General features: G+C 55.1%; 20 protein-coding genes. 13 read left to right on the top strand and 7 right to left on the bottom strand.

The features are described from left to right. The 3 genes from CLV58_RS07835 to CLV58_RS07825 form a co-directional block, all read right to left on the bottom strand. Nucleotides 1–306: a nucleotidyltransferase domain-containing protein gene (locus CLV58_RS07835; RefSeq protein WP_106137231.1), complete on the bottom strand. Its 306-nt coding sequence runs from the start codon at nucleotides 304–306 to the stop codon at nucleotides 1–3. Beyond that, complete coding sequence (locus CLV58_RS07830) at nucleotides 303–701, bottom strand: nucleotidyltransferase substrate binding protein (RefSeq protein ID WP_106137230.1); 399 nt, start codon at nucleotides 699–701, stop codon at nucleotides 303–305. Before CLV58_RS07830 ends, CLV58_RS07835 begins: the two co-directional genes overlap by 4 nt. A 154-nt stretch (nucleotides 702–855) precedes the next feature. Next, nucleotides 856–2,208 carry a methylmalonyl-CoA mutase family protein gene (locus CLV58_RS07825; RefSeq protein WP_106137229.1) on the bottom strand — a complete coding sequence of 451 codons (1,353 nt, stop codon included), beginning with the start codon at nucleotides 2,206–2,208 and terminating at the stop codon, nucleotides 856–858. A gap of 246 nt (nucleotides 2,209–2,454) precedes the next feature. Between CLV58_RS07825 and dnaA the strand changes: the two genes are divergently transcribed. From dnaA to CLV58_RS07810, 3 genes are all read left to right on the top strand, one after another. Next, the gene (dnaA, locus tag CLV58_RS07820) at nucleotides 2,455–3,888 is read left to right on the top strand and encodes a chromosomal replication initiator protein DnaA (RefSeq protein WP_106137228.1); all 1,434 of its coding nucleotides are present in this window, start codon (nucleotides 2,455–2,457) and stop codon (nucleotides 3,886–3,888) included. Between the two features lie 13 nt (nucleotides 3,889–3,901). Further along, nucleotides 3,902–4,870, top strand: a complete 969-nt coding sequence (locus CLV58_RS07815) for a GNAT family N-acetyltransferase (protein WP_245882261.1) — start codon at nucleotides 3,902–3,904, stop codon at nucleotides 4,868–4,870. Nucleotides 4,871–4,986: 116 nt separating this feature from the next. Continuing rightward, the gene (locus CLV58_RS07810) at nucleotides 4,987–5,745 is read left to right on the top strand and encodes a M48 family metallopeptidase (RefSeq protein WP_106137227.1); all 759 of its coding nucleotides are present in this window, start codon (nucleotides 4,987–4,989) and stop codon (nucleotides 5,743–5,745) included. Nucleotides 5,746–5,754: 9 nt separating this feature from the next. Here CLV58_RS07810 and CLV58_RS07805 read toward each other — a convergent pair whose 3' ends face one another. Next, nucleotides 5,755–6,981: a DUF2264 domain-containing protein gene (locus tag CLV58_RS07805; RefSeq protein ID WP_106137226.1), complete on the bottom strand. Its 1,227-nt coding sequence runs from the start codon at nucleotides 6,979–6,981 to the stop codon at nucleotides 5,755–5,757. A gap of 175 nt (nucleotides 6,982–7,156) precedes the next feature. Here CLV58_RS07805 and CLV58_RS27970 point away from each other — a divergent pair, with 175 nt between their 5' ends. Continuing rightward, the gene (locus CLV58_RS27970) at nucleotides 7,157–7,339 is read left to right on the top strand and encodes a hypothetical protein (RefSeq protein ID WP_146141387.1); all 183 of its coding nucleotides are present in this window, start codon (nucleotides 7,157–7,159) and stop codon (nucleotides 7,337–7,339) included. Between the two features lie 3 nt (nucleotides 7,340–7,342). Here CLV58_RS27970 and CLV58_RS07800 read toward each other — a convergent pair whose 3' ends face one another. Further along, nucleotides 7,343–8,110 (bottom strand): tyrosine-protein phosphatase, encoded by a 768-nt coding sequence (locus CLV58_RS07800; RefSeq protein WP_245882260.1) that lies wholly within the window; start codon nucleotides 8,108–8,110, stop codon nucleotides 7,343–7,345. A gap of 780 nt (nucleotides 8,111–8,890) precedes the next feature. Here CLV58_RS07800 and CLV58_RS07795 point away from each other — a divergent pair. The 3 genes from CLV58_RS07795 (at nucleotide 8,891) to CLV58_RS07785 (ending at nucleotide 11,070) form a co-directional block, all read left to right on the top strand. Next, complete coding sequence (locus CLV58_RS07795) at nucleotides 8,891–9,190, top strand: hypothetical protein (RefSeq protein WP_106137225.1); 300 nt, start codon at nucleotides 8,891–8,893, stop codon at nucleotides 9,188–9,190. A 452-nt stretch (nucleotides 9,191–9,642) separates the two neighbouring features. Then, complete coding sequence (locus tag CLV58_RS07790; protein ID WP_106137224.1) at nucleotides 9,643–10,263, top strand: hypothetical protein; 621 nt, start codon at nucleotides 9,643–9,645, stop codon at nucleotides 10,261–10,263. A 255-nt stretch (nucleotides 10,264–10,518) separates the two neighbouring features. Further along, a complete protein-coding gene (locus tag CLV58_RS07785; protein ID WP_106137223.1) occupies nucleotides 10,519–11,070 on the top strand; it encodes a fasciclin domain-containing protein in 552 nt (183 codons plus the stop codon). Nucleotides 11,071–11,143: 73 nt separating this feature from the next. On the opposite strand, the gene metH is transcribed toward CLV58_RS07785, so the two are convergent. Next, nucleotides 11,144–14,929, bottom strand: coding sequence for a methionine synthase (gene metH, locus CLV58_RS07780; RefSeq protein WP_106137222.1), 3,786 nt, complete (start codon nucleotides 14,927–14,929; stop codon nucleotides 11,144–11,146). Between the two features lie 219 nt (nucleotides 14,930–15,148). Between metH and CLV58_RS07775 the strand changes: the two genes are divergently transcribed. Beyond that, on the top strand, nucleotides 15,149–16,033 hold the full coding sequence (locus tag CLV58_RS07775) for a Ppx/GppA phosphatase family protein (protein ID WP_106137221.1): 885 nt from the start codon (nucleotides 15,149–15,151) through the stop codon (nucleotides 16,031–16,033). A 214-nt stretch (nucleotides 16,034–16,247) separates the two neighbouring features. On the opposite strand, the gene CLV58_RS07770 is transcribed toward CLV58_RS07775, so the two are convergent. Further along, complete coding sequence (locus tag CLV58_RS07770; RefSeq protein WP_106137220.1) at nucleotides 16,248–17,237, bottom strand: metallophosphoesterase; 990 nt, start codon at nucleotides 17,235–17,237, stop codon at nucleotides 16,248–16,250. Between the two features lie 457 nt (nucleotides 17,238–17,694). Here CLV58_RS07770 and CLV58_RS07765 point away from each other — a divergent pair, with 457 nt between their 5' ends. The 5 genes from CLV58_RS07765 (at nucleotide 17,695) to CLV58_RS07745 (ending at nucleotide 26,380) form a co-directional block, all read left to right on the top strand. Beyond that, nucleotides 17,695–20,730, top strand: a complete 3,036-nt coding sequence (locus CLV58_RS07765; RefSeq protein WP_425443498.1) for a SusC/RagA family TonB-linked outer membrane protein — start codon at nucleotides 17,695–17,697, stop codon at nucleotides 20,728–20,730. Nucleotides 20,731–20,946: 216 nt separating this feature from the next. Further along, nucleotides 20,947–22,632: a RagB/SusD family nutrient uptake outer membrane protein gene (locus CLV58_RS07760; protein WP_106137218.1), complete on the top strand. Its 1,686-nt coding sequence runs from the start codon at nucleotides 20,947–20,949 to the stop codon at nucleotides 22,630–22,632. A gap of 180 nt (nucleotides 22,633–22,812) precedes the next feature. After that, nucleotides 22,813–24,342 (top strand): T9SS type B sorting domain-containing protein, encoded by a 1,530-nt coding sequence (locus CLV58_RS07755; protein WP_106137217.1) that lies wholly within the window; start codon nucleotides 22,813–22,815, stop codon nucleotides 24,340–24,342. A gap of 31 nt (nucleotides 24,343–24,373) precedes the next feature. Further along, nucleotides 24,374–25,351, top strand: a complete 978-nt coding sequence (locus CLV58_RS07750) for a GNAT family N-acetyltransferase (RefSeq protein ID WP_106137216.1) — start codon at nucleotides 24,374–24,376, stop codon at nucleotides 25,349–25,351. Nucleotides 25,352–25,432: 81 nt separating this feature from the next. Beyond that, nucleotides 25,433–26,380 (top strand): hypothetical protein, encoded by a 948-nt coding sequence (locus tag CLV58_RS07745; RefSeq protein WP_106137215.1) that lies wholly within the window; start codon nucleotides 25,433–25,435, stop codon nucleotides 26,378–26,380. Nucleotides 26,381–26,393 lie beyond the last annotated feature (13 nt).

The raw sequence follows: 26,393 nt of genomic DNA, 5'->3' as shown, positions 1-26,393 counted from the left end.
TTACCGCTGATAAATGAGCTGCCCGGTTCGCTGAATTTCCTGCTTTAACTTGTCGTTAGCAATGGTATTCCAGTGGATAACATCGAAAAAATACGGGATGGGGCTTTCGTCGTCCAGTACACTATGAATCCAGCCCACCGTCTGTCGGGTAATCTGCTCACCAATGAGCGCCAGATCTACGTCGGCACCGGGCCGATTGGTCCCTTTTGCCCGCGATCCGTACAGCCACACCTGCTCGATCGCCGGCTCCCGCCGGAATAGCGTCAGCATATAGTCAAGGTCCGTATCGCGCAGTCCGTAGTTCATAGTTTACTGGCTAGCGACTTGTCCAGCTTCGTAAGCAAGCCGACATAGGTGGTACTGATTGCTTCCAACACAACCCGGCTTTTTTCTTCGTCGTAGCTATGCGTCAATTCGTTACGGTCCAAAAGCATTTGCAGCCACAGATGACCGTCAGCCAAAAAGCCATCCTGAATAGCCTGCTTGATAACGACACGCGGACCTTTCACATCTACATAACCCGATTCCTGCGCCAAGTAATCCTGTAGTGTTTTCCAAGCCAGTTCGAAGGTGAATTCGAAACGTAGAATAGCACCGTCCTTTTCCAGTTCATTCAAGTCTGGATAGGCAGCCAAGCCCGCCACCAACTGTCCTAATGCTTTTTGAAAGAATTCATATCGTTCAACCCACCGCTTTGCCATCGTTCGTTATCGCTAGTTTAAAACACAGAGTCACAGAGGGCACAAAGATGTTTGCTTATTCCGATGCATGCACGTCGATTTTCCAGTCAAGCCAAACGGTTTCTGTGTTCTCCGTGCCTCTGTGTTGAATATCAACGCGGCTACTGTTACCAAATTAGCTTTCAAATTCAGCCGCCAGCCGACGGTCGGGAAGCAGACCCGTTTGTTCGGGAGCAACTGTGCTTGATGAACCGGCAGTTGGCTCGTCGTAGCGAAATTTGGTGACCCCGACCAGTACCCGCCCCTGCCGTACAGACTCGACTTTAGCCTGCCAGGCCTGCTCGATCTGTTCGGCAATCCAGCCGGACGCCAGACCAGTCAGTACACCTCCCTGCTGTTCTACCGTCAGGAATAATGCCCAGGCTCCTTCGACTAGCTGATGCGTCAACGTTTCGATGTAGTACGAACCCGCCGACGGATCGGCGACTTTATCCAGGTAGCTTTCGGCTTTCAGCAACACCGACACGTTCCGGGCAATGCGTTCGCTAAAGGCCGACGGGGTAGTTAATACCGCGTCGAAAGGGTGAACCGTCAGCACGTCCGCGCCACCGATAACGGCCGCCATCGCTTCGGTTGTCGAGCGGAGCAGGTTGGTGTTGGGGGTAGCCTTCGCGTCGTAAAACGTCGACGTCTGCGCGTGAACATACGGAGCCGGTACGCTGGCCTGTTTGTACTGCCCCATCAGCCGAAACCACAGCACCCGCAACGCCCGTAGCTTGGCAATCTCCAGAAAATAACTCGTCCCGACCGACACCGACAGCATGGTCCGGCTTACCAATTCATCGACTGGCAAACTAGCATCCGTCAGGGCGTCGTACTGATCGGTCAGGTTACCGAGCAGGAAAGCCAGTTCCTGCGTTGCCGTCGCCCCGGCGTTATGAAACACATGGCTGCTGATACAGATGGTTCGGAAATGGGGAGCGTTTACTGCCAGCCGGGTCGCATCGGCCGTTTGTTGCGATTGTGCTACAAGTCCGGTACGGACGTATTGCGCAACTGGGTCGCTCAACAGACCACCCCGCCATCGATAGGGCGCGACGGTTTGCAACGTATTGAGCAATTTGTCAGGTTGATCCGTCTGAAAAAAGACGGGCGTTTCGCTCAGTTTGATGTCCTTGAGCAAGCGCGTCAGCTGCGCCTGATCTACCGAGTCGGGCATCGTCAGCACGAGTGCATCGGCTCCCCCGCCGAGCGCCTGCCGCAAGGACGCATTCGCCTGGGTGGCATCCTGTACAACTTGTTCGGGCGCGTTGAGCCAGCCGGCGTTAGAGCGCTGCGCCGACTGAAGCGTGTCCAGCGGCAAACTGGTCAGGGCGTCGGCGGTGTAGTACGGTTCCAGCGTAAAGCCCTCCGGTGTTGCCCAGCGCAGTCCTTCATCGGCCCGTTCGTCGTTTAATTCCCGACGGACCTGCTGTTGCCAGTCGCTGAAGTCAGTGCGCGTATCGTGTCGTGATGAAGACGTGTTCATACCGGGTTATGTTGCCTTATTACGGGTAAAAGTAGTACTTTCTCTTTTTCAGGACAATGTTGCGTCCCTGTACTGCTGGGCCACGGTCGGTTTGTATTATTCAAAGGGATTACCGTGGAGCGTTGACCCAGCCCTCGTTTCGCGGTATTTTCGCCTGACAAGGATCGAAACTGCTCACCGGGCCAGATATTTCCCTACATTTGTCTCCCTTTTTCGCATCCCATAACGTAACGCATCACTTTATCCGTGAACGGAACTCACCAACCCGGCCCACAACGCGAAGTAACGACGGTATGGAACCGTTGCCTGGCCGTGATTCGGGACATCGTACCGGAGCAAAGTTTCAACACCTGGTTTGAGCCAATCGTACCCCTTCGACTCAACGGAACAATTCTGACGATTCAGGTACCCAGTGAGTTTTTTTACGAGTGGCTGGAAGAAAATTTCGTGCATGCCCTGCGCCGGGCCCTCGACACGGCAATCGGTCGCGAAGGACAGCTCGAATACTCGATCATCGTTGACAAAGGAAACGAGCAGAACCGCCCACTGACGGTCAACGTCCCGACGACCAAATCGCCCCAGACGGCCAAGCCCGACAACGTCAACCCCGACATTCTGAAAAGCCCGTTCCAGCTAAAGGATCTCGATTCGCTGACGCTTGACTCCTACCTCAACCCGACCTACACGTTCGACAATTACGTCGAAGGCGACTGCAACCGGCTGGCCCGGTCGGCGGGCTACGCGGTAGCCGAGCGGCCGGGTGTGACGTCGTTCAACCCGCTGATGATTTACGGTGGCGTTGGACTAGGGAAAACGCACCTGGTGCAGGCCATCGGCAACTACATCAAGAACAACAGCCAGAACAAGTTCGTCCTGTACGTCACGTCGGAAAAGTTTACCAACCAGTTTCTCAACGCCGTCCGGACCGATGGTATCCGCGATTTCACGTCGTTCTACATGCAGGTCGACGTGCTGGTGATCGACGATGTGCAGTTCCTTCAGAAAAAGGAAAAGACGCAGGAAATCTTCTTCCATATCTTCAACCACCTGCACCAGTCGGGCAAGCAGATCATCATGACATCGGACCGGGCACCCCGCGCCCTCGACGGATTGGAGGACCGATTGTTATCGCGCTTCAAATGGGGCTTATCGGCAGATTTACAGACGCCGGATCTCGAAACGCGCATTGCGATTATCCAGAAAAAGTTACAGGCCGAGGGTATTTACATCGAAGACGCCGTGATCGAATACCTGGCCCACAGCGTCAATACCAACGTCCGCGAACTGGAGGGGGTGATCGTATCGCTTATGGCGCAGGCATCGCTCAACCGGCGCGACATCGACCTGGAGCTGGCCAAGAGTACGTTGCGCAACATTGTCGAGGATTCCGAGCGTGAAGTGACCATCGACTCGGTGCAGGAAGCCGTTGCCGATTATTTCAACGTGACGGTGGCCGATCTGAAAGCCAAGAGCCGTAAGCGCGAGCTGGTTCATCCGCGTCAGGTAGCCATGTATCTGGCGAAGGAAAAAACGGACCTGTCGCTCAAATCCATCGGGTACCACTTTGGCGGACGCGACCACAGCACCGTCATTCACGCCGTGCAGACAATCAGCGATCTGGTCGCCAAGCCGTCGGAAACGCGCAACGCCGTGGAAAAGCTGAAAGCCTTGTTCAAGTAGCGACGACGCAGCCGTGTCTCCTACCCTGCTCCGCCGGTCGCAGCTCGATACCCGCGCCTGGGATGACTGCGTGGCCAACGCAAGCCATCCGCTCCTTTACGGCTACAGCTGGTACCTCGACGCGGTGCTGCCTGCTCCCAACTGGCAATGGCAGGCGCTGGTTCAGCTGGATGCGCAAGGTCGTTACACGGCCGTGATGCCCATTCCCCTGCGCCGGAAAGCCAGACGGTGGGTCGTCCATCAGCCGCTGTTCTGCCCCTTTCTGGACGTGTTTAGCCGCGACGCCCAGCTCGACCCGACACCTTTCGTAGCCGCCGTTGTGCAGCAGTTCCGCTATGGTTCCCGACTGGCCTTGCGCGTTCAACCCACCCTGGCAACGCTGACGGTGCAGACCCGTACGACGCACGTGCTCGATCTGTCTGTCGGCTACGCGCAGCTTCTGACTAACTACACCCCCGACCGCCGACTCAACCGGCAGCGCGCCCACCGACAACCCTGGCAACTCATCGACAGTACGGACCCGGAACCCCTGCTGACCCTGTTTCGGCAGCACCACGCCCATACCATCGACGGGGGCGTCGCCGACTGGGCCTACGCGCTACTTCGACAACTACTAGTAGAACTACACAAGCGTGGACTGGCGACATTACAATACGCGCAATTGAACGGGCAAACCGAAGCGGGCATGCTGCTGGCAACGAGCAACGGCCGCGCGATTTATCTGTTCAACGCAGCGTCCGAGACGGGCCGGCGGGGAAACGCCCGGACGTTACTGCTCGATCGTTACATACAGGCGCAGGCCGGTCAGTCCCTTATCTTCGACTTTGAAAGTCCGGAGAAACCATCAATTGCAGGCTTTTACCGTAGTTTTGGCGCGCGGGAAGAGCCCTATTTTAGTCTGCACTGGAACCGCCTGACTTCCCTGGAACGCTGGCTGGTGACAAGCAGACGTTGGTATCGAAAACGAATCCGGCGGTATTGATTGCAGCGTACCGACTTGTCTTACCAGACGATGGGACTGACCTGTTTGGTTAAACTTTTACCCTACTTCGTCAGTCAATAGGTACAGCAAATCAAGTTTTGCCTACTCTACACACGATGAAAAAGCTGATCATTCTTTTCTGTATGATGGGTAGTTTACCCGTCGTTAGCAACGCGCAGGGGCTGGGACAGGCCGTTGCCGACGCTATCGGCTCGGTGACGATAAGCAACGAACAGGTTGCGCAATACTCAAAACAGGCCGTTCAACAGATGGACGCTAAAAACCCGGTAGCCGGCGCGAACGACCCGTACACACAGCGCCTGAACCGCATCGTCGGTCCATTTCGTACCATCGACGGTATTCCAATCAACTATAAGGTGTACGCGGTGAAAGACGTTAACGCGTTTGCGACCGCCGATGGCAGCGTCCGGGTGTTCAAAGGTCTGATGGACCTGATGAGCGATGACGAAGTACTGGCGGTAATCGGCCACGAAATCGGCCATGTCATCAACCAGGATTCGCGGGATGCCATGAAAAGTGCCCTGCGCCGGTCAGCGGTTCGCAACGCCCTCGGGGCAGGGCCTGGCGCTATAGGTCGGCTGTCGCGCTCACAGTTGGGCGATGTATTCGACGGCTTCTTAGGGGCTAAGTTCAGCCGTGATCAGGAAAGTCAGGCCGACGATTATAGCTACGACTTTTTGAAACGCAATGGTAAAAACGTCATTGCGCTGGCGACGTCCTTCGAAAAGCTGGCCAAACTCAGCGGTGGCAGTCAGGGCGGTAAAGTAGCTGAACTGATGTCGAGCCACCCCGACAGCAAAGCCCGCTCCGAGCGCATTTACGAACGCGCCCGCCGGGACGGGCTGGCCCGGTAAGCTAGTTGCTTAGTGAATCGCATGATCGGTCGGGACGTCTTGTCCCGACCATATTTTTTTAGCGGTCCAGTCCTGCGCCGGGCCAGCCCAGAACGGATCGGTGGTGGGAAGACCCAGTGGTAAAAAGCCCACCGTACACAGATACAGACTACCCGTCGAGATGTAGCCCTCCCCAATGGCGGGCTGATGGCCACACAGACCGATCTGAAGCCAGCCATTGGCGTCGTACGTACCGGCCGGCTCCATCGTCCGGCGAATAACGGCCGTCATCGCACTGCGTACTTGCGCGGGTGGCAGATCGGTGGGCAGGTTCCGCTGTAACGCCACCTGCCCCAGCAGTTGAAACGCCCCGCAACGATACGCCAGCGACCGCCCAAAGGCCGCAAACGACCCGTCGGGCGCAATGAGCCGCTCCTGCACAGCGGCATAGCGCTGTGCCCGCGTACGTAACGTGGCCAGCAGCGTCTTGTCTTCCTTTCCTGCATCAACCAGCGTCTGCACCACGTCGAGTAGCATCGGCTGGATAACATAGCTGTTGTAATAATCCCAGTGGAAATCTGGCCCGTCGCCGTACGCGCCATCACCCTTGTACCAGTTGAGGTGCTGTTTGATGGCATAATCCATCCGCATCAGGTCGCCCGAGCCGGTAAATTTCAGCAACGCGGCTTCGATAATTGCGCTGAACAGCAGCCAGTTGCTGTACACGGGTTTGATAGCCCGGCTGCTCTGAAATGCCTGCACTAGCTGCTCTTTGGTGCGACTCGGCAGACGTTCCCACAACTGCACAGGTGCCCGCAACAGGCCGTGCGCCAGAAACGCCGTATCGACTACAGGTTGCCCGCCCTTGGTGAAGTTCATGAAGTCGGGCGAGGCCGGATCGACAGCCTGCGCAATGGCGTCACGCGTCAGTTGCTGATACCGTTGCTGCACTGCCCGCTCACTGTCGTCGGCAGCAAGTTCCAGCCAGGGGGCCAGCCCCGCTACCGACCGGCCAATCGCTTCCAGGTGAGATACCTCCGCCCGACCAGCTTTACCACCCGCAACGGCTTCGATGGGCATCTGCGCCCGCAGTTGTCCCCGACTCAGGGCAGTTAATACGGGATCAACAGTCCGTAGCAGCGTTTGCCGCCAATAGGTCCGTTCATCGGCGGTCCTGGTTGGTTCGTTACTGGCTGGCAGGCTAACTGGCAGGATGGGTAGGGTGACAAGCGAACGAGTAAAAATCCGGCGATTCATAAACTAACGTGACGTACCGCTTACTAAAGCGTCTTACGGCTCATACTTAACGGAATACTTCTTTATTCCTAAAAAACCTTAAATCCAGTCAACAACTCGAATACGTATACACATAGAATGGCCCATATGCCGTTGCTTTACTATATACGTTCCAAGACCGCTTTCGTTAACCACCATGCCCGATATCCTTCCGCTCCGCCCTTCCGCAGTCAAGACGAAACCACTGTCGACGCTATTATCGCTGTCAAAAGATGACTTTTACAGTGAACTTCAGGCAGTTATGAACACCATTCCTGTCGAGCCAATCGCTCGTCCGCAACGTTCAGGCGATTTGGCAGGCTGTTCGTTCGGTAAGTAAGCGTCAGCGAAGTGACGCGTTGCGGAGGGGCTGCTTTTTCAGCAGTTCGTAATCGGCCGATGAGAACAGCGCTTCCATCGTTTTCAGATCGTACGGGCGGTGCATATCGCTACCGATAAAGTCGACCCATTCCTTTTTCAGCAACTGCCGGGCATGCTGCTGCGCCCGCTCGCCGTACCGCCCTGCCACCGACATCCAATTTAGCTGAAACAGACAGCCGTTTTCGTGCAGGGTCGTCAGCAACGTAGTGTCATCGTAGAGATACGCGTACCGCTCGGGATGTGCCAGAACGGGCGAGTACCCTTTTGTCTGCATACGAAACAGCAGTTCGTCGACCTGCCGGGGGGCAGCTGCCCAACCCAGTTCAACGAGTACGTACCGTTCGGCTCCAAACGTCAGCAGATCATCGTTGGCAACCAGATCCGGGAAGAACTCATCGAGCATGTACTCAGCCGCTATCTCAATTTGCAAAGCAAGCCCGTTATCGGTCGCTATCGCCTGTAAGTCGGCCTGTGCGGCCCGCAATGTGTCGGATCGGTTGGGATACCAGTCGCGGCTGACGTGGGGCGTTGTAATGATCTTGTCAATTCCCCAGTCGGCAAGCTTCTGCATGCACGTCAGCGACTCTTCAGGCGAACTGACGCCATCGTCGACACCGGGAATCAGGTGCGAATGCATGTCGACACGCCAAAAGCAGGCATCTGCCGGCACACTCACCACGGCTGACTGTGATGGGACGATTGCTTGCCGAATTGTTTGCCAAAGGCTCATAATGTAGGTACTATAGCCGCAGACTTGCCAGTAACAAGCATACAACTCTGCGATAATTCTTATGTTCTGGTACGTGTACGAGTGGCTTCCGACACACCCTGAACGCAATTGGTATAACGGTCGCGAGTTCTTCAGCTAATGCCGCCGGTTTGGCTGACGGGTATCAACCGGGGCAAGCACTAGCCAGCACGAACCGTAGGGCTCATCACCACAGCAGCAGTTATGATCCCAATGGCAAAGAACGGCATCTGCGTTCACTTTATACGCATTCCGGTTTAACTGATTCGGAACAAGGACTTGCCCCACGAACCAGGCTGCATTGCCATAGTCAATAACGCAACCGTCATTGCTTTATTGATCCGTTAACAAGCGACTGATAAGGACAATGGAGTTGCAACCAGAAGAATCACCTGCTACCGAGAAACCGCCGACTGACGGCCTACCCTCGGAGGAAACGCCATCCTGACAGGCCATCGTCATCAACTACCAGGTCAAGTCGTGATTCTGTAAAAAATAGCCAGCAAATAGTAGTGACGCTTTTGACCAATACCAGTCAGTATAGTAAGCAATACAGTAACGATATGGCTTAAGTAGGCAATACTGAGTTATTTGGTTTCCTGCCTTTCTCTATAAGGAGGTAGCTTATTTCTCAACTAACCGCCCTACTCTTTACAAATACAGTAGTACGTATACATGCGCATGTGTATCCTCCGACTTAGCACGGTGCTTGTAAACGAATTATAGACCTGACATACAGCATTTTATACCAGACCAACCACCATGCTCCCTTACCTGACCGTTCACAACAATGGCATGACGACGACGTTTCTTCAGACGCGTACGCTTGCTGATGCTCGTCTGCACCTCGTCGGCCTTCTGGATGCGGGCGTGGCGAAGGCCAACGATATTCTGTCGATTGTTGAGATGACTGAAGACCGGGTCATTTACTATAATGCGATTGATAACAGCCCTGAAACAATTTACCGTACAGCCAATTCGGCGCATCGGTCTTCTTTCTGGAAAACACTGACGAACGCTGTACACAATGCCATTGATCAGGTTCAGTACGCCATTCGTTAACCAAAGGACAGCGACCCGATAGCGCCGTATTCCGGCAATCGTATCGTCGAATTAATCCCTGACTTTATGTCCATCCCAACGTGCCAACGCGCGATTCCGGGGTGGACATAAATGGTTTATAACCAACAGTTTCACGGATTTTCGGTAGCAAAACCGATGGTATGGGTTATACCATTGACTAACACAAAAAGCGTGTAGCTCGATTGATATATGACCATATACGTATTGTTGTATTGATCGGATTTACAGAAGATAGTACAAATCGTTATTTTTTTATAACCATATAAACAGACCGGTCGCTTGTGCTCATTTTTCGAAAAATACTATTCACTAATCTGCGATCTGGTCACAAACTTGCACACAGCGTTGATCTAAGCCTTTGCCTTATCTACCGATAGGCTTGGGTTACTATCCGTTTCCCGGTACTTGTTTTACCATATCGATCTACGCATATGAAATTAGTTGTCGTCAACAAGCTGCTCATGAACCGGGGTTGGCGATTAATCACCAGAACGAGTCAAATTCAACTATTGACCCCTGACGACGCTCAGTCCGACGATCGTCTCATTGTACTTCCTGCCCAAAGTCCCATTCCATTATCCACCGGAACCTTCGACGCCCTGATGCGTCGCGTCAATCAGACACAGTCATTTCCCAACTGGAGGCAGGCGTTGTCACGTGTGCAGTCGCTGGAACTAATCATTGAAAAATCCGCCGACGGGCTTTGGGGACGGGTAAGTCTGGATGGGTTGTTTCTGGTTGTCCGGGGTACTGATACCACCTGTCTGACAACGCAGGTCCGCACCATACTCACTGGTCTGTTGGTAGATCCGACAAGCGCCTGCTGTGGCTTGCCCGAAACGCTTGCATTCGATATACGCCATGACATGACTGAACTATGGTCGTTCCTGCGGCAGCTGCGTGCTACGCACATTGCTGATCTCTCCGGAATTGACCTAACTACGATCAACCGGTTCATCAGTGGGAAAGAGTTTCCATCGCCAAAACAAACTCTACGGCTTCAGCAGTCATTTCAGGAACTGGGCCACCAATTGCTTCGCCTGTCCGGCTAGCTGACAGACAAGTGATACTGGCTGATTTTAGTACCCGTACAAAACTCCATCCTGAGTAGTTTCAACCGGGTTTATCAGTAGATGAACCTAGCTAAATTGACTACTCATCATTTTTTCACATTGCGCAATATTCTATTAGTCAACAGGATAACTTCCTAATCGACGTTTTTTTTGGCGTAAACCAATCTAAGCTGTGTCTGTCTGCCGTAAGTCTGGCAGTTGGGTCATTACACAAAACCACCTGACATGCTTACAATGAAGATTACCAAACTTTTTTTCTCATTAATCGCGCTTCTGGCGTTTTGCCAGGTTTCATTTGCTCAGGAAAAAACGGTCATGGTTGGCGGTGCGCCGATGTATCCGTCGAAGAACATCGTTGAAAATGCCGTCAATTCGAAAGACCACACCACGCTGGTAGCTGCTGTTAAAGCCGCTGGCTTGGTCGAGACACTATCGGGCCCAGGACCGTTCACGGTATTTGCACCAACGAACAAAGCCTTCGACAAAGTGCCGAAAGGTACGATCGAGTCGCTGTTGAAGCCGGAGAACAAGGAACAACTGACCAGCGTCCTGACCTACCACGTGGTACCAGGCAAGGTTAGCGCGGAAGAGCTGATGAAAATGATTAAAGACGGCAAAGGCAAAACAGCCCTGAAAACCGTCAACGGCGAATCACTGACGGCCACGATGAAAGGCAAGAAAGTTGAACTGGTAGACGCGAAAGGCAACACCGCTACCGTCACCATCCCCGACGTCAATCAGTCGAACGGCGTTATCCACGTTATCGACACCGTCCTGATTCCGTAATCAGCGTATGTCGTTTAGACACAAGGAAGCCCGGCCAGACGGTCGGGCTTCCTTGTGTTTTGTCGTTTTACCACTACGCGTCGTAATTGAGCACGGGGGCCAGCCAGCGTTCGAGTTCGTCCTGCGGCATGTCTTTACGCAGGGCGTAGTCGTGTACCTGATCCTTGTTGATCTTACCCAGCGCGAAATAAGTCGATGCGGGGTGCGAGAAGTAGAACCCACTGACCGACGAAGCCGGGTACATGGCAAAACTCTCCGTCAGTTCGATACCGATTTTACCGGCATCGAGCAGATCGAACAGGGGGCCTTTCTCGGTGTGATCGGGGCAAGCCGGATAACCCGGTGCCGGACGAATACCCTGATACGCTTCCTTGACCAGTTGCTCGTTCGTAAACTGCTCGTTGGGTGCGTAGGGCCAGAACTCCGTCCGGACGCGCTCGTGCATCCGCTCGGCGAAGGCTTCGGCCAGCCGGTCGGCAATGGCTTTGAGCATAATACTATTATAGTCGTCGTGATCGCGTTCGTAGGCTTCCAGCAGCGGCTCGATACCAACCCCAGCCGTCACGGCAAACGCGCCGATGTAATCTTCCCGACCGCTGTCGAGCGGGGCTACGAAATCGGCCAGCGAATAGTTGGGTAAGCCCGGCGCTTTCTGGTTTTGTTGCCGCAGGAAGTGCAGCACTGTCTTCGTGTCGTAGATCAGCTCACCTGCCGCATCGACAGCCGTTTGTACGTCCGATGCCCGCGAGATTTTATACTGAATGTGCTCGTGCGACCCGTGCCGTTCGCAGGCCACCTGCCGACGCTCTTCTTCAAAATCGTGCAGTAGTACATCATCTACGGTCGCGTTGGCGGGGTAGAAACCGACCACAGCTTTTGCCTTGAGCGACTTGTTTCGGATGATGTCTTTCAGCATGTTGTTGGCATCGGCGAACAGTTGTTTCGCTTCAGCACCAACAACCTTATCTTCCAGAATAGCGGGATACTTACCAGCCAGTTGCCAGGTCTGGAAGAACGGCGTCCAGTCGATGTAAGGTACCAGTTCGGCGATGTCGTAATCCTCGAAGTAGCGGTTGCCGAGGAAGGTCGGCTTCGTTGGTTCGAAGGCTGTCCAGTCGATAGGCGTCCGGTTTTCGCGGGCTTTTTCGATGGTCAGCGTGGCCTTATCCTGCCGACGGCGGCTGTGATCGTCGCGCAGCTTGCTGTATTCGGCTTTGATTTCGTTAAAGATCTGCTCCTTCGTCCCTGCGGTATCGCTTACGAGCCGACCAGCAACGGGTACACTACGACTCGCATCGAGGACGTGAACGACCGGACCAGAGTAGTGCGGGTCGATTTTAACGGCCGTGTGCATCCGCGACGTTGTCGCGCCACCGATCAACAGGGGTGTTTTGAAGCCTTGCCGCTCCATTTCTCGGGCAACGCCCACCATCTCATCGAGCGATGGCGTAATCAGCCCACTCAGTCCGATAATATCGACGTTGTGTTCGCGGGCGGCATCCAGAATTTTCTGGGTTGGCACCATTACCCCAAGATCGATGATTTCATAGTTGTTACAGCCCAGCACGACGCCGACGATGTTTTTACCGATGTCGTGCACGTCGCCTTTAACCGTAGCCAGCAGAATTTTACCCGCCGACGACGAGCCCGACCCGTTCTTTTCCGCTTCGATAAAGGGTGTCAGGTACGCCACGGCTTTCTTCATCACCCGTGCTGATTTCACGACCTGCGGCAGGAACATTTTCCCTTCGCCGAACAAATCGCCCACGACATTCATGCCGTCCATAAGCGGTCCTTCGATTACGTCGAGCGGGCGGGCTACCTGTTGCCGAATTTCTTCAACGTCCTGATCGATGTAGTCGGTTAAGCCTTTGATAAGCGCGTGTTTGAGCCGTTCGCGAACAGGTTCCTGCCGCCAGCTTTCATCCTGCACAATGGCTTTGCCCTTCGCTTTCACCGTTTCAGCGAATTCGACGAGCCGTTCAGTAGCATCGTCCCGGCGGTTGAGCAGCACGTCTTCGCAGCGTTCGAGCAGGTCTTTCGGAATGTTGTCGTACACTTCCAGTTGACCCGCGTTCACGATACCCATGTCCATACCGGCACGGATCGCGTGGTACAGGAATGCCGAGTGCATCGCTTCCCGTACGACATCGTTCCCCCGGAACGAGAATGAGATGTTCGATACCCCACCGCTCACTTTGGCCAGCGGCAGGTTTTCCTTAATCCAGCGGGTAGCGTTGATAAAGTCGACAGCGTAGTTATTATGCTCTTCGATACCGGTCGCAACGGTCAGGATGTTAGGGTCGAAGATGATGTCCTGCGGAGCAAAATTGACTTTGTCGACCAGAATCCGGTACGCCCGTTCGCAGATTTCGATACGCCGTTCATACGAGTCGGCCTGCCCGGTTTCATCGAACGCCATCACAACCGTAGCCGCCCCGTAGCGTTTGATCAGCTGGGCACGTTCGATGAACGCTTCCTCCCCTTCCTTCAGCGAAATCGAGTTAACAATCGCTTTCCCCTGCACACATTTCAAACCCGCTTCGATCACCTCCCACTTCGAGGAGTCGACCATGATGGGCACGCGGGCGATGTCAGGTTCTGACGCAATCAGGTTCAGGAAGGTCGTCATGGCTTCGACCGAATCGAGCATACCTTCGTCCATGTTGACATCGATAACCTGCGCGCCCCCTTCGACCTGTCCCCGCGCAATGCTCAGGGCTTCATCGTAGTTCCCTTCCTTGATGAGCCGGGCAAATTTCTTCGATCCCGTTACGTTGGTCCGTTCACCGACGTTCAGGAAGTTGGTTTGCTCCGTAATCTTGAGCGGCTCCAGACCACTCAGCTTCTGGTACGGCTCCGGCGTCGGCAGCGGACGAGGTGGGTATTTGGCCGCGACGTCGGCAATCGCCTTGATGTGCGGTGGTGTCGATCCGCAGCAGCCACCGACGATGTTGACGAAACCGTTCTGGATAAAATCCTCGACCTGCTCCGCCATCATTTCGGGCGTCTCATCGTACTCGCCAAACTCATTGGGTAAGCCCGCGTTGGGGTAGGCCGACGTAAAGAACGGGGCTTCCTGCGCCAGCGTCTGGATGTAAGGACGCATGGGCCGGGCACCCAGCGCACAGTTTAGTCCGACGCTCAGCAAAGGCAGGTGCGATACCGAATACAGGAACGCTTCCGTTGTTTGACCCGATAACGTCCGACCACTGGCATCAGTGATCGTACCCGAGATCATGATCGGCAAGGATGGCTTCCCTTGATCCGCAAAATATTTATCGACCGCAAACAGCGCGGCTTTGGCATTGAGGGTATCGAAAATAGTTTCGATCAGCAGCAGATCAGCACCGCCGTCGACAAGGCCGCGCACCTGTTCGTAGTAGGCATCAACCAGTTCATCGAACGTTACGGCCCGATACGCCGGATTGTTTACGTCGGGCGACAGGCTGGCCGTGCGGTTGGTTGGTCCCATCGCGCCGGCAACGTAACGCGGCTTATCGGGATTTTGCTGCGTCATGGCGTCGGCTTCGAGTTTGGCGATCCGGGCCGACTCATAATTGAGTTCGTAGACCAACTCCTCCATACGGTAGTCGGCCATGGCGATAGACGTACCGCTGAAGGTATTGGTTTCGATAATATCAGAACCAGCCTCCAGATACTGCCGGTGAATTTCCTGAATAACATCAGGGCGTGTCAGCGACAGCAGGTCGTTATTTCCTTTCAGGTCGTGTGGCCAGTCGGCAAAGCGCGCCCCCCGGTAGTCTTCCTCCGTCAGGTTATACTGCTGAATCATAGAGCCCATTGCCCCGTCGAGAACGAGGATGCGGTCGCGCAGGTGGTCGTATATTGTTTTCAAGAGAAATCGTATTTTGATCCGATCGACTAAGCTAACTCAGTATCAATACTAAAACTGGGAAAAGTGGCCAAACGAATGGTGGGCATGCTTAACTGACAAAGATACATCGACAAACCCTGATCCATCAAAAAACCCTTACTTTTGCGCCGGTAAGAACGAGCGGAATGGGTTTACGGCCTTTTTTCGCTCGTTCTTTTAGTCACGACTAGTGCGTCTCCCATGAAACTGGCAGCTATTGACATCGGTTCCAACGCAGCCCGACTCCAGATCTCGACCGTTCTGCACAACGACGATCAGGTGAGTTTTAAACGGGTCGAATACGTTCGCTTCCCGCTCCGGCTTGGCCACGACGTATTCAACTTCGGCGAACTGACACCCGAGAGTGAAGCGCGTACGACCAAGCTGATGCAGGTCTATAAACTGCTGATGGAGCTGCACGAGGTCGAGCATTGTCTGGCCTGCGCAACATCGGCCATGCGCGAAGCCGACAACGGGCACGAGGTTGCCAAACGCATCGAAGCGCAAACCGGAATAAAGATTCACATTATCGACGGTCAGAAGGAAGCCCAACTGATCAATAACGTCGTCGTACAGTCGCTCGACGATCGGCAGTATGTTCACATCGACGTAGGTGGAGGCAGCACCGAGCTGAACCTGTACCAGCACCGGACGAAGATCGCGTCGAAATCGTTCAAGATCGGTTCGGTCCGGTTGCTGGAAGGCAAGGAAACCAAAGGAGCTTGGCGTAAAATGCAGGACTGGGTCGAAGAACACATGGACGCCAGCCAGGAAATAGTAGCCGTCGGAACGGGGGGCAACATCAGCAAGCTGTTCAACATGGCGGCCAAGCTTTCCGATGCAACGACAACGCTGGAAGAAATCGAGCGTATCCGTAATTACGTGGCCAGCTTCAGTCAGGATGACCGGATCAATAAACTTCGCCTGAACGCCGACCGGGCCGACGTAATCGTACCAGCCGCCGACATTTACATATCGGTGATGCGCTGGGCCGGTGCCAGTACGATCATGGTTCCCGATCTGGGCCTGAAAGACGGGATTATGCAGCTCGTCTACGAACAGGTTTGCAGTCGGAAGAAGCGGTAGGTTTACGGTAGTCAGTTTACGGTCTACGGTGGCCACCGTGGTGCGATCCGTCACACGGGGCCTAGCGTGTAGCCCAGACCTCCCGGTCTGATGCCCGTTAGGGCAACTATGCCAGGCGGCAGCTTTTTCGGTCGCTATCGCGGCCACCGCGTGGTGGCCGGCGACCCGGTCCCGGTCTGGGCTACATCGAATACCGTAAACTGTAAACCGCTCTTTACCCCTTCGGAATCAGCTTCGTGTATAGGATAGCCCCTTTGGCGTCGATAATCTGGACGAGGAATTGATCGGGCTGAACGGAGAACGTCATGAAGCCGTTAACACCCTTGTAAAATACATTCCAGGGCATCTGATGCGGTACATTGCTCAGTTCCGAACCGGCTCCCGACAAGAAGTGATGCGTTGGCCCGGCGGCCTTGTTGTACTGCAAATCGTGGTCGTGCCCACACAGGTATACGTCGACTTTGTACTGGTTCAGAATCGGCTCCAGCTTACTGCGCACCGGACCGGAGACCGCTACCCGTTTTCCTGCTGTATAGAGTGGATGATGTCCCACAACAACGCGCCACCGGATGCTGGGGTCAGCGTCGGCAAGGGTTTCGCGCAGCCAGCGTAGTTGAGCAGTCGTATCCTGCCTGCTCAATTCACCCGCCATTTCCGGATCATTGTAGTAGCCGTTTTCCAGTCCGTTGGTATCCAGAAAAACGAACTGCACAGTTTTTCCGCCCGACAGTCGCTTTTTCATCGTGTAATACCGGGCCGGCATGTGCCACCGCCGACTGATTTTGCCGTACTCGATCTGCGCATCGACGTTGCCGTAATAATCGTGGTTGCCGAGGATAGCGTACCAGTCGCGCTGAAGCCAGGCGTAGTGATAGACCTGCTCGAAGCTACTTTGCCAGAGTGGGTCCTGCACACTGGCGACGCCCTGCGGGTAGATGTTGTCGCCGGTTGAGATGATGAAACTACCACCCAGCCCGGCCATTGCCTTCGCCATCTGTAGCGCCACTTCCCGCTGGTGAAATTCCCCCTGTCGCCCCCAGTCGCCGATGACGGCGAAATTCAGCGCATTGTCCAGCGTTTGCAGACCGGGGATAACACCCAGTTCGTAGCCAGCCGCCAATTGGCCACTATAATCGACAGGACGTTGCGCACGGGAAACGTGTATGGTAAGGCAAACGAGCAGAGCAGAGAGAACTGTTTTCATACGGGCACTTGACTGGGGAAAAACATACAAAGCTAACTGCTTGTGCTAATTCCGCACGCCGACCCGTATTACCCCTGTATTACCAGCGACTACTTATATTCTTTATTTTTCTTAACAGGTACCGATTGTTTTTTAAACAAGTACGCTGACGCAAAAACCGGCTACTGCTTTATGTCCCTATTGTTTTAACTATTGATCTATCGGTTAGCTACCCGAACAGCTACTTTTATATTATTTCACAACTTACTGCAATTTTCCCATCTTTGCGCGATCTGCCCCAGCGTACCACACACCGTTCATTGTCAATAATTTACCCCCCTAACCTGCCATATATGCATATTCTCAGCCGGGCACCGCCGTTTGTCCTTTTCCTATATTATTAAATTTTTAAATATATACGATCGGCTACAAAACGGCCGCTGTAGACCAGAAATTTGCGACCCCAATCTAATCAACAATGACTATAAACATGTACCTGTTCTTAACATCGCTCAAGTTTCCGCGATGGACAGTTGTTTGCACGTTATTGAGTTTGTTAACGCTAACAACTCAGGCAAAAAATCCGGCCCTGGCCGTCACGACCCGGCTGTCCGTTGCGGATGTGACGGTTACGGGTCAGGTGACCGACGCGGCAACGGGCGAGGCCCTCGCGGGCTGTAGCGTCGTCGTGAAAGGCACGCAGCGCGGTACCACGACCGATGCCAACGGCAACTATCGCCTGTCGGTACCCAACGGCAACGTAACGCTGGTCTTCGGCTTCATCGGCTTCGTATCGCAGGAAGTCGTCGTGGGCAACCAGACCGCTATCAACGTCGGGCTGAAATCGTCGGCGTCGGAACTGAACCAGGTGGTGGTTATCGGCTACGGTAGCACGACCAAACGCGACATGACGGGTTCGATCAAGTCGATCAAAAGCGCCGATTTTAACCGGGGGATTATCAACTCGCCGGAACAGCTGATTCAGGGTAAAATCGCGGGTGTCAACGTAACCTCGGCCAGCGGTGAGCCGGGAAGCAACCAGACCATCACCATTCGCGGACCGGGTGGTATCCGGTCGGGTAGTACGCCCCTGTTCGTACTCGACGGTCTGCCACTCGACAATTCAAGTACGGGCGGTGCGACCAACCCACTGACGTTCCTGAACCCCAACGACATCGAGAGCATCGACGTGCTGAAAGATGCGTCGGCTACCTCGATCTACGGGGCGCGGGGTGCGAACGGCGTGGTGCTGATTACCACCAAAAAAGGCAAGTCGGGCACGTCGAACCTGACGTTGTCGACCAGCGTGGGTATCTCGAAGATGGCCCGCCCACTGAACGTACTGAACGCGAACGACTTCCGGCAAGGCGTAACGGCCCTGGGTGGCGTTCTGGACGACCGTGGCGCTTCGACCGACTGGCAAAAAGTGGTGAGCCGCACGGCTATCACGCAGAATTACAACCTCGGTTTCAACGGTGGTTCGCAGAAGCTGACGTATTTTGGCTCGGTAGGTGTGCAGAGCCAGCAGGGGATTCTGAAAAACAGCCAGTTGAACCGGTACACGGGCCGTATCAACGTTACGCAGCAGTTGCTGGAAGACCGGCTGTCGCTGGATGTCAACCTGAATGCCGCCTACACCGACAATCAGCGTCCGCCCATCGGCAACCTGATTGGTAGTGCCATCGCAGCCAACCCAACGTACCCTGCTTACGATTCAACCGGCGCGCCATTCCAGTATCAAGGCGGTGTTAACCCAATCATCGCGCTCAACCTGAACAAAGACGCGACCGCCACCACACGCGTTATTGCGAACATATCGCCCTCGTTCAAAATCCTGAAAAACCTGGTCTACAAACTGAACGTTGGGCTGGATTATTCGAACGCTACGCAGGACATTCAGTCGCTGGCGAACGCAGTACCCCAGCAGGATGGCCGTCTGGACAGCTATTACACAAACAACCGCAACACGCTGGTTGAGAACTACTTCACTTACACGCTGAACCGGGGCAATAACAACCTGACGGCGTTGCTCGGTCATTCATACCAGAAGTTTTTCATACAGGGTCGTAACTGGAGCATCAACAAATTCCCGATTACACCCGTCGAGCCGATTTACAATCCCGGTCTGGGGCAGGATCTGACGCTGGCCAACAACCAGCCAGGTGGCTACGCGATTCAGAACGAGCTTCAGTCGTTCTTCGGCCGGGCCACGTACAGCTTCAAAGACAAGTACCTGCTGACGGCTACGGTACGCGCCGACGGGTCGAGCAAGTTCGGTTCGAACAACAAGTACGGTATCTTCCCCTCGTTCTCGGCAGGCTGGCGTCTGTCGGACGAAGACTTCCTGAAGTCAGGTCCGTTCACCGATCTGAAACTGCGCGCAGGCTGGGGCCAGACGGGTAACCAGGAAATTCCGGCCAAGATTACGCAAGCCCTGTACACCGCGCAGGTGTCGGGTACGACGAGTTACCCGCTCAACAGTTCGAGCAGCTACCCGGCCGGTATTTCGTACACGCGTCTGGCCAACCCCGACATTCAGTGGGAAGTATCGACACAGAGCGACCTGGGTGTTGACTTCGCCGTCTTCAACGGTGCCCTGTCGGGTTCGGTCGATTATTTCCGGAAAGTGTCGGAGAAGATTCTGTTGCAGGTGATCCCGGCTGACCCCGTTCAACCCGCCAGCACCTACTGGACCAACGTACCCGACATGCGGATTACCAACCAGGGCCTTGAACTGGACCTGAACTACCGGTACAGCAGCCAAAGCGGATTCCGTTTCGACATCGGCGGTAACATCACGTTCATCAAGAACGTCGTTACGAACTCACCCTACTCGGTCATCACGTCGGGTTCGGCCAACGGATCGGGCTTGACGTCGGCGACTATCAACGGCTACATCAACAACCAGCCGATCGGTACGTTCTTCCTGAAAGAGTTTACCGGCTTCGATGAGAAGGGCATCAGCACCTATCGCGATGTCGACGGTGATGGTATCATTACGGATAAAGACCGGATTGCCGCTGGCAGCGCCCTGCCGACGAAGCAGTTCAACATCAACAGTACACTGGCCTACAAAGGCTTCGACCTGGCGATCAACTTTAACGGGGTGTCGGGCAACATGGTGTACGACAATACGGCCAACGCCAACTTCTACAAGCTGCGGCTGTCGAAAGGTCTGAACGTAACGCCTGAAGCCATCCAGTATTCGCAGGAATCAATCAACAACTCGGCTCCGGTATCGACGCGCTTCCTGAAAGACGGCCGTTTCTTCCGGCTCAACAACCTCGCCCTGGGCTACAACCTGAACCCCAAGGCCATCGGCATGAACCGCTGGGTTAACAACATCCGCCTGTCGGTAACGGGACAGAACCTGTTCGTCATCACGCCGTACAACGGCTACGATCCGGAAGTCAACGGCAACCAGGCGATCAACGGTGTCATCTCGTACGGTATCGACTACCTCGCCTACCCCAAAGCCCGGACCGTTATCGTTGGCCTGAATCTGACATTCTAAAAACGGTATGCGGTATTCAGTTTTCAGTATACGGTAGCTGACGCGTATCATGTAGCCTGGACGTCCACGTCCGGGTGCCCGTCAGGGCAACGCTCGCAGGTGGTAACTATTTTGGTTACTATCGCACCCACCCGGACGTGGACCGGTCCAACGGCGCGGGTCTAGGCTACACTTCCACCGTATACCGAAAACGGAATACTGTATACCCTCATAAAGATGAAAAAGAAACTCCTTTCCATACTCGCAGCTGTTGCCCTGACGGGGTCGTATAGCTGCACCAATCTGACCGAGAACGTACTCGACGAAGCGTCGGTATCGGGTCTGTCGAATCAGCAGCTGGCCGACGGCAACATTGCGCCGGTTTACGCGCTACTGCCTAATATCTTCCTGCATACCAACTACTTCGCCCTCCAGGAAATCTCGACCGATGAGGCTATTCTGCCGTACCGGGGTGGTACCGACTGGGGCGACAACGGTATCTACCTGGCGCTGCACCAGCATACCACGACCAGCACGGACCCAAACCTGCTGAGCACCTGGAACAACCTCGTCCAAAGCCTGTCGCGGTCGGTTTCGGCGATCAGTGCCTTGCCAACCGTTAAGGACGGCAGCGCGCAGGTTTACCTGGCCGAAGCACGGGGGATGCGGGCGTATTACAACCTGATGCTGCTCGACCTGTTCGGTATCGTGTTCGTAAAAGAAGATCCGCAAAGTACGTCGGCGATCCTGCGGGGTGAAGCGGCTTACAACTACGTGCTGAGCGAACTGCTGGCGGTAGAACCTAACTTGCTGACAACGGTTGGCCCCGGTCGGCTGAGCAAAGGCGCTGCCTGGGGACTGCTGGCGCGGATGTACCTGAACGCGGCCGTGTACCGCAACCGGACGGCCACATCGTTTACGTTCCAGTCGGCCGACATGGACAAGGTAGTCGAGTATTGCGACAAGATTATCAACTCGGGTCAGTACCAGCTGGTGAGCGATTACTTCACAATCTTCAACCAGGACAACCATAGCAATAAGGAGCTGATTTTCGCCGTCGACCAACGCGCGGAGCTGAACGGAAACAACCGGCTGGCCTACTTCTCGCTGTCGGGCAACCAGTTTCCGATTCCCGCTTACCCGGCCGCTAACGGCACCGACGGACCAGCGATTACGCCCGACTTTTACCAGAGCTGGGCGCAGGCCTATTCGCCGAAAGACCCCACGGTCGACCCGCGTTTTTACCGGCAAAATATGTCGATCTACAGCAATCCGGCTGACTCGTGTGTATCGGCCAATGACTATAACATCAACCGGGGGATTCTACGGGGTCAGCAGTACGGCTTGCTGCGCGTCAACGGTGCGTTTGTACGCTGCGCGAATGGCAATTACAAGGTCGGCAAGCTGTTCAACGTAACCCGTAACCTGCCTACGGTACCGGTGAATTTCACCGAACAGGTAAACTTCACCGTAGCCGGCAGCGACTACAACACCGGCTACCGGGTTGAGAAGTATGAATTCAGCAAGAAATCGACCAGCGGCCGTAACCTCGGCGACGCGGACATTTCGATCCTCCGGCTGGCCGACGTATACCTGATGCGGGCCGAAGCGAAACTGCGCAAAAGCAACGATGCCGCTAGTGCGCTTGCTGATGTGAACACGGTTCGCGCGGCCCGTACATTCCCGACTGCGCCCCCAGCCCTGACGAGCATGAACCTCGACCTGCTATTCCGCGAACGTGGCTTCGAGCTGTACTGGGAAATGGTGCGCCGGACGGATATGATTCGTTTCGGTAAGTACGAGGGTACCTGGACGGAAAAAACCAACACCGACGTACGGAAGCGGCTTTTCCCCATCCCGCAAACAGCCATCGACGGTGCCTCGAACATCCCCGGCTACCTGACGCAAAACGAAGGGTACTAAGTCTCCGGAGGGTACTGTGTTTTCGACAGGATTACAAGATTGACAGGATTTTTCTATCGCAGAAGTCCTGTCAATCTTGTAATCCTGTCGATTTACCTTGTATTATCCGACGAAAAATCTGTATCTTCGACATCTGACGTTCACGAAGCCAACCCAGCGAACCCCGAACGGTCAGATTTTATGCAGCGACGGTATACGGGGCTTTTACTAGGACTGATTATCCTACTGCCGGTCTGTGTCGGGGCACAGAACCTCGTACCGAACGGTAGTTTCGAAACCTACCGCACCTGCCCCCGGCAGGACAATCTGCTGGCCGAAGCCGTTCCCTGGTACAACCCCAGCCGCGCGACTCCCGACTTTTACCACCGCTGTTTCGACTTCGGGCAGATGCTACTGCCACCCCATTCCGGCCAGGGATTAGGGCACCTGTTTTTCGATCGGGGCTGGGCCGAATACATGGGCATTCGCCTGACGCAGCCGCTGAAAGCCGACGAGTGCTACTATTTCGAACTGTTCGTTGCGACTGATACGCCGGGTAAATACATCACCGAAACCTTCGGCGCTTACGTTTCCAAGGAACCCGCCCTAAATCCCGGCTCAACCGAGCGAATCAACGCCAGTCCGCAGGTACTCGACAACACGCCGAAGGCATCGGTGGGTCGGCTGCAATGGCAGCGTATCAGCGGGACAATTACGGCGCGGGGTGGCGAAGAATACCTGACCATTGGCAGTTTCTACAAAGACCCGCCTTTCCTTGGCTCCTATTACCTGTTCGTCGACGACATCTCGCTAACCCGCGTTACGCTTGACTTGGGCAACGACCAGACACTGTGCAGCCGCAATGACCGCTACGAACTCGACGCTACCACACCGGGGGCCATCGATTATCGCTGGAGCGACGGTAGCATCAAGCCAACGCTACAGGTCACGCAGCCCGGCAAATACTCCGTCACGGTCGTTACAGCCTGTAAAGCCCTGACCGACTCCATTCGCGTCAATTACGCCCTTGATTTTTCGCTGGGACGCGATACCACCCTTTGCCTTGGTCAGTCGCTTCAGCTAGCGGCCCCGGACATTACGGGCGCAACCTACCGCTGGCAGGACGGATCACGGCAACGGACATTGCTGGTGGAGCAGCCCGGCAGCTACTCGGTCAGCGTTACGCAAGGCAGTTGCGCCGTACTCAACGCCATTCAGATCCGTTACGTACCACCACCGACACTCGACCTTGGCCCCGATCAGACGCTGTGCGGTACACAAACCTACATCATCAGTCCCGACGTGACCAACGGCCGGTTTCAGTGGCAGGACGGCTTTCTGTCGGCTAACCGGGAGGTCAGTCATACGGACGTATTTCGGGCGACGGTCCAAAACGAGTGCGCCACCCTGACCGACTCCGTCAGCATCGACTACAGCGGCTGCGACTGCCAGCTGTACGCGCCGAACAGCTTCTCTCCCAACGACGATGGCCTCAACGACACCTTTATCACGACCGGCTGTGGCGACATCACGATTCAGTCGCTGTTGATCGTCAACCGCTGGGGCGAAGTTATTTTCGAAACGCAGGAGGAACCCTTTCGCTGGGACGGTCTCTTTCGGGGGCAACCTTGTTCTGCCGGCGAATACGCCTGGACCGTCCGCTACCAGCTGACCCGCAATCGGCAAACGACCATCGAAAAACAGCACGGCCCGTTATTGCTGATTCGCTAAACCCGCGTGGTTTTTGCAGGGGTGTCACTTTATGCAGCTATCGCCACCCAATTTGTCAATCATCGTATCGCATGTCATCGAATCAGCCTGTGGGATTGATCTGGCCGATACGCGTGCGTTCAGCCAACCCGGTTTTTTCTTCAACGAACCCGCTCATCTCCGTCAGCAGGGCAACACGGCTCATACTATTCTGGCAGTCAATCAGCTAACTGGATATATCGATGGCCGGTGCACGTTTTTCCAGCATGACCAACAGGTCGTCAGCCCGCTGGCAGCGCCGTTTGGCTCGATCGAATTTGTCCCCGATCTACCGGATACAGTCCTGGTAGAGCTGATTCAGCGACTTATCAAATTGGCTGAAACGACAGGGGCTACGTCGATACGGCTCGTCAATTACCCTGGCTGTTACGCACCCGAACAGACCACCCGGCTACTAGACCAGCTCGCCCGGCATGGCTTTCGAACGACGGCTACGTACGAGAATTTCCACTTGACTGTCAGCCAGCAGCCATTCGAGCAACGCATTATCTCCGCCGAACAGCGTCGATTGCGCAAATGCCGAGCCGCCGGATTTCGGTTTGCCCAATGGTTTCCGCCCGACATTTTTGTAGCGACTACTTTTATCGAACGGATACATCAGCAGCGTAACCATGCACAGACCATAGCGCCAGCGCAGCTTACTAAACTCATTCAAACCTTTCCCGACCGCTTTCCCCTATTCGGCGTATGGGACGTTGGCCGGCTTATCGCACTCGTGGTTGCCGTGCGGGTCAGCCCCGGTATCCTCTATCATTTCCTGCCCGTTTCCGACCCGGCCTACGATGCCTACAGTCCGATGGTGCTGCTGATTGATGGCCTGTGGACGTATTGCCAGCAGCAATCGATCGCGCTCCTGGATTTAGGGGTTTCGCTCAACAGCGACCGCACCCCCAAACCCAGTCTGATGCAGTTCAAGCGTAATCTTGGCGCGCAGACATCCCTGAAAACAACCGTCGAACGGCTGCTCTGACGCCATCGACGCCCCGGACAGCCGTGCCGTTTTTTTCGTTACTTTTGTCGAAAAAGGCTTACGCCCAACGTGAGCAACAGTATGATTGAACGCGGATTCAAGTCGGTAAATCAATGGGTAAGCAACCTGCTGGCATCGCTGCTGTCGCTGCTCAAGGTAGCCGTCCGGCTTCAGCACCGCACCCGCCTGCCCGCCCCACGCCAGCCGATCTGTTCGGTGCTGGGTAACGGCCCCTCGCTCAATCAGTCGCTCGCGCTGCACTCCGACTTTCTACGCCAGACCGAGCTTGTCTGCGTAAACAATTTCGCGCATTCGCCCGTATTCGCGCAGCTTAAGCCGCAAAATTACGTCCTGTTCGACCCGTCCTATTTTACCTACCAGGGTGGACCCGACGAGCGGCCCGACATCCGGCAGACCATCACCGCCTTTGTTGAGCAGGTCGACTGGCCGATGACGCTTTACGTACCGCAGTTCGCCAAAGGATCTTACCTGCTGCGCCTGCTCGCCGAGAAAAATCCGCGCATCGCCATCGCCTGGTTCAATTACACGGTCGTCGACGGATTCCAGCGGCTGACGTTCTGGCTGTGCGCCAACGGTTTTGGCATGATGCAGTCGCAGAACGTGATTATCGCCACGCTGGCCCTGATGATCAATCGCCGATTTTCAACGATCTACCTATTCGGGGCCGATACGTCCTGGCATGAGCAGATTCGGGTCAGCGATCAGAATCAGTTGCTGATGCAGCAGACACATTTTTACGAAGATGCCAGCAAGGTCGCGCACGTGCCCGTCTATGCCGATGCCGCTCAGCAGCAGACCTGGTCGATGGCGTCGCAGTTTCTTTCCCTGCATAAAGTCTTTCGGGGGTATGAACGCCTGCAGGCCTACGCCCGTTATCGCGGTGTGTCGGTACTGAACGCCAGCGTAAAAAGCTACATCGACGCCTTCCCCCGCGTCGTTATTTCACAACCCTCACCTGCTGTTACTACCCCGGCACCCGGTCCCGACCCGCTGTCGCAACCGGCCTAACCCGTCCATTTGT

Source organism: Spirosoma oryzae, from assembly GCF_003002825.1.
Taxonomy (GTDB): Bacteria; Bacteroidota; Bacteroidia; order Cytophagales; family Spirosomataceae; genus Spirosoma; species Spirosoma oryzae.
The sequence above is the reverse complement of the archived record's forward strand: the minus strand, read 5'-3'. Positions and strand labels throughout refer to the sequence as shown.

Bases quoted from the DNA above. Each gene is read 5' to 3' on its own strand.
- CLV58_RS07800 (WP_245882260.1), bottom strand. From the start codon at position 8,110: ATGAGCCTTTGGCAAACAATTCGGCAAGCAATCGTCCCATCACAGTCA.
- CLV58_RS07795 (WP_106137225.1), top strand. From the start codon at position 8,891: ATGCTCCCTTACCTGACCGTTCACAACAATGGCATGACGACGACGTTT.
- CLV58_RS07785 (WP_106137223.1), top strand. From the start codon at position 10,519: ATGAAGATTACCAAACTTTTTTTCTCATTAATCGCGCTTCTGGCGTTT.
- CLV58_RS07750 (WP_106137216.1), top strand. From the start codon at position 24,374: ATGCAGCTATCGCCACCCAATTTGTCAATCATCGTATCGCATGTCATC.
- CLV58_RS07775 (WP_106137221.1), top strand. From the start codon at position 15,149: ATGAAACTGGCAGCTATTGACATCGGTTCCAACGCAGCCCGACTCCAG.
- CLV58_RS07765 (WP_425443498.1), top strand. From the start codon at position 17,695: ATGACTATAAACATGTACCTGTTCTTAACATCGCTCAAGTTTCCGCGA.
- CLV58_RS07755 (WP_106137217.1), top strand. From the start codon at position 22,813: ATGCAGCGACGGTATACGGGGCTTTTACTAGGACTGATTATCCTACTG.
- CLV58_RS07770 (WP_106137220.1), bottom strand. From the start codon at position 17,237: ATGAAAACAGTTCTCTCTGCTCTGCTCGTTTGCCTTACCATACACGTT.
- CLV58_RS07830 (WP_106137230.1), bottom strand. From the start codon at position 701: ATGGCAAAGCGGTGGGTTGAACGATATGAATTCTTTCAAAAAGCATTA.
- CLV58_RS07810 (WP_106137227.1), top strand. From the start codon at position 4,987: ATGAAAAAGCTGATCATTCTTTTCTGTATGATGGGTAGTTTACCCGTC.
- CLV58_RS07790 (WP_106137224.1), top strand. From the start codon at position 9,643: ATGAAATTAGTTGTCGTCAACAAGCTGCTCATGAACCGGGGTTGGCGA.
- CLV58_RS07745 (WP_106137215.1), top strand. From the start codon at position 25,433: ATGATTGAACGCGGATTCAAGTCGGTAAATCAATGGGTAAGCAACCTG.
- CLV58_RS07805 (WP_106137226.1), bottom strand. From the start codon at position 6,981: ATGAATCGCCGGATTTTTACTCGTTCGCTTGTCACCCTACCCATCCTG.
- CLV58_RS27970 (WP_146141387.1), top strand. From the start codon at position 7,157: ATGCCCGATATCCTTCCGCTCCGCCCTTCCGCAGTCAAGACGAAACCA.
- CLV58_RS07760 (WP_106137218.1), top strand. From the start codon at position 20,947: ATGAAAAAGAAACTCCTTTCCATACTCGCAGCTGTTGCCCTGACGGGG.
- CLV58_RS07825 (WP_106137229.1), bottom strand. From the start codon at position 2,208: ATGAACACGTCTTCATCACGACACGATACGCGCACTGACTTCAGCGAC.
- CLV58_RS07835 (WP_106137231.1), bottom strand. From the start codon at position 306: ATGAACTACGGACTGCGCGATACGGACCTTGACTATATGCTGACGCTA.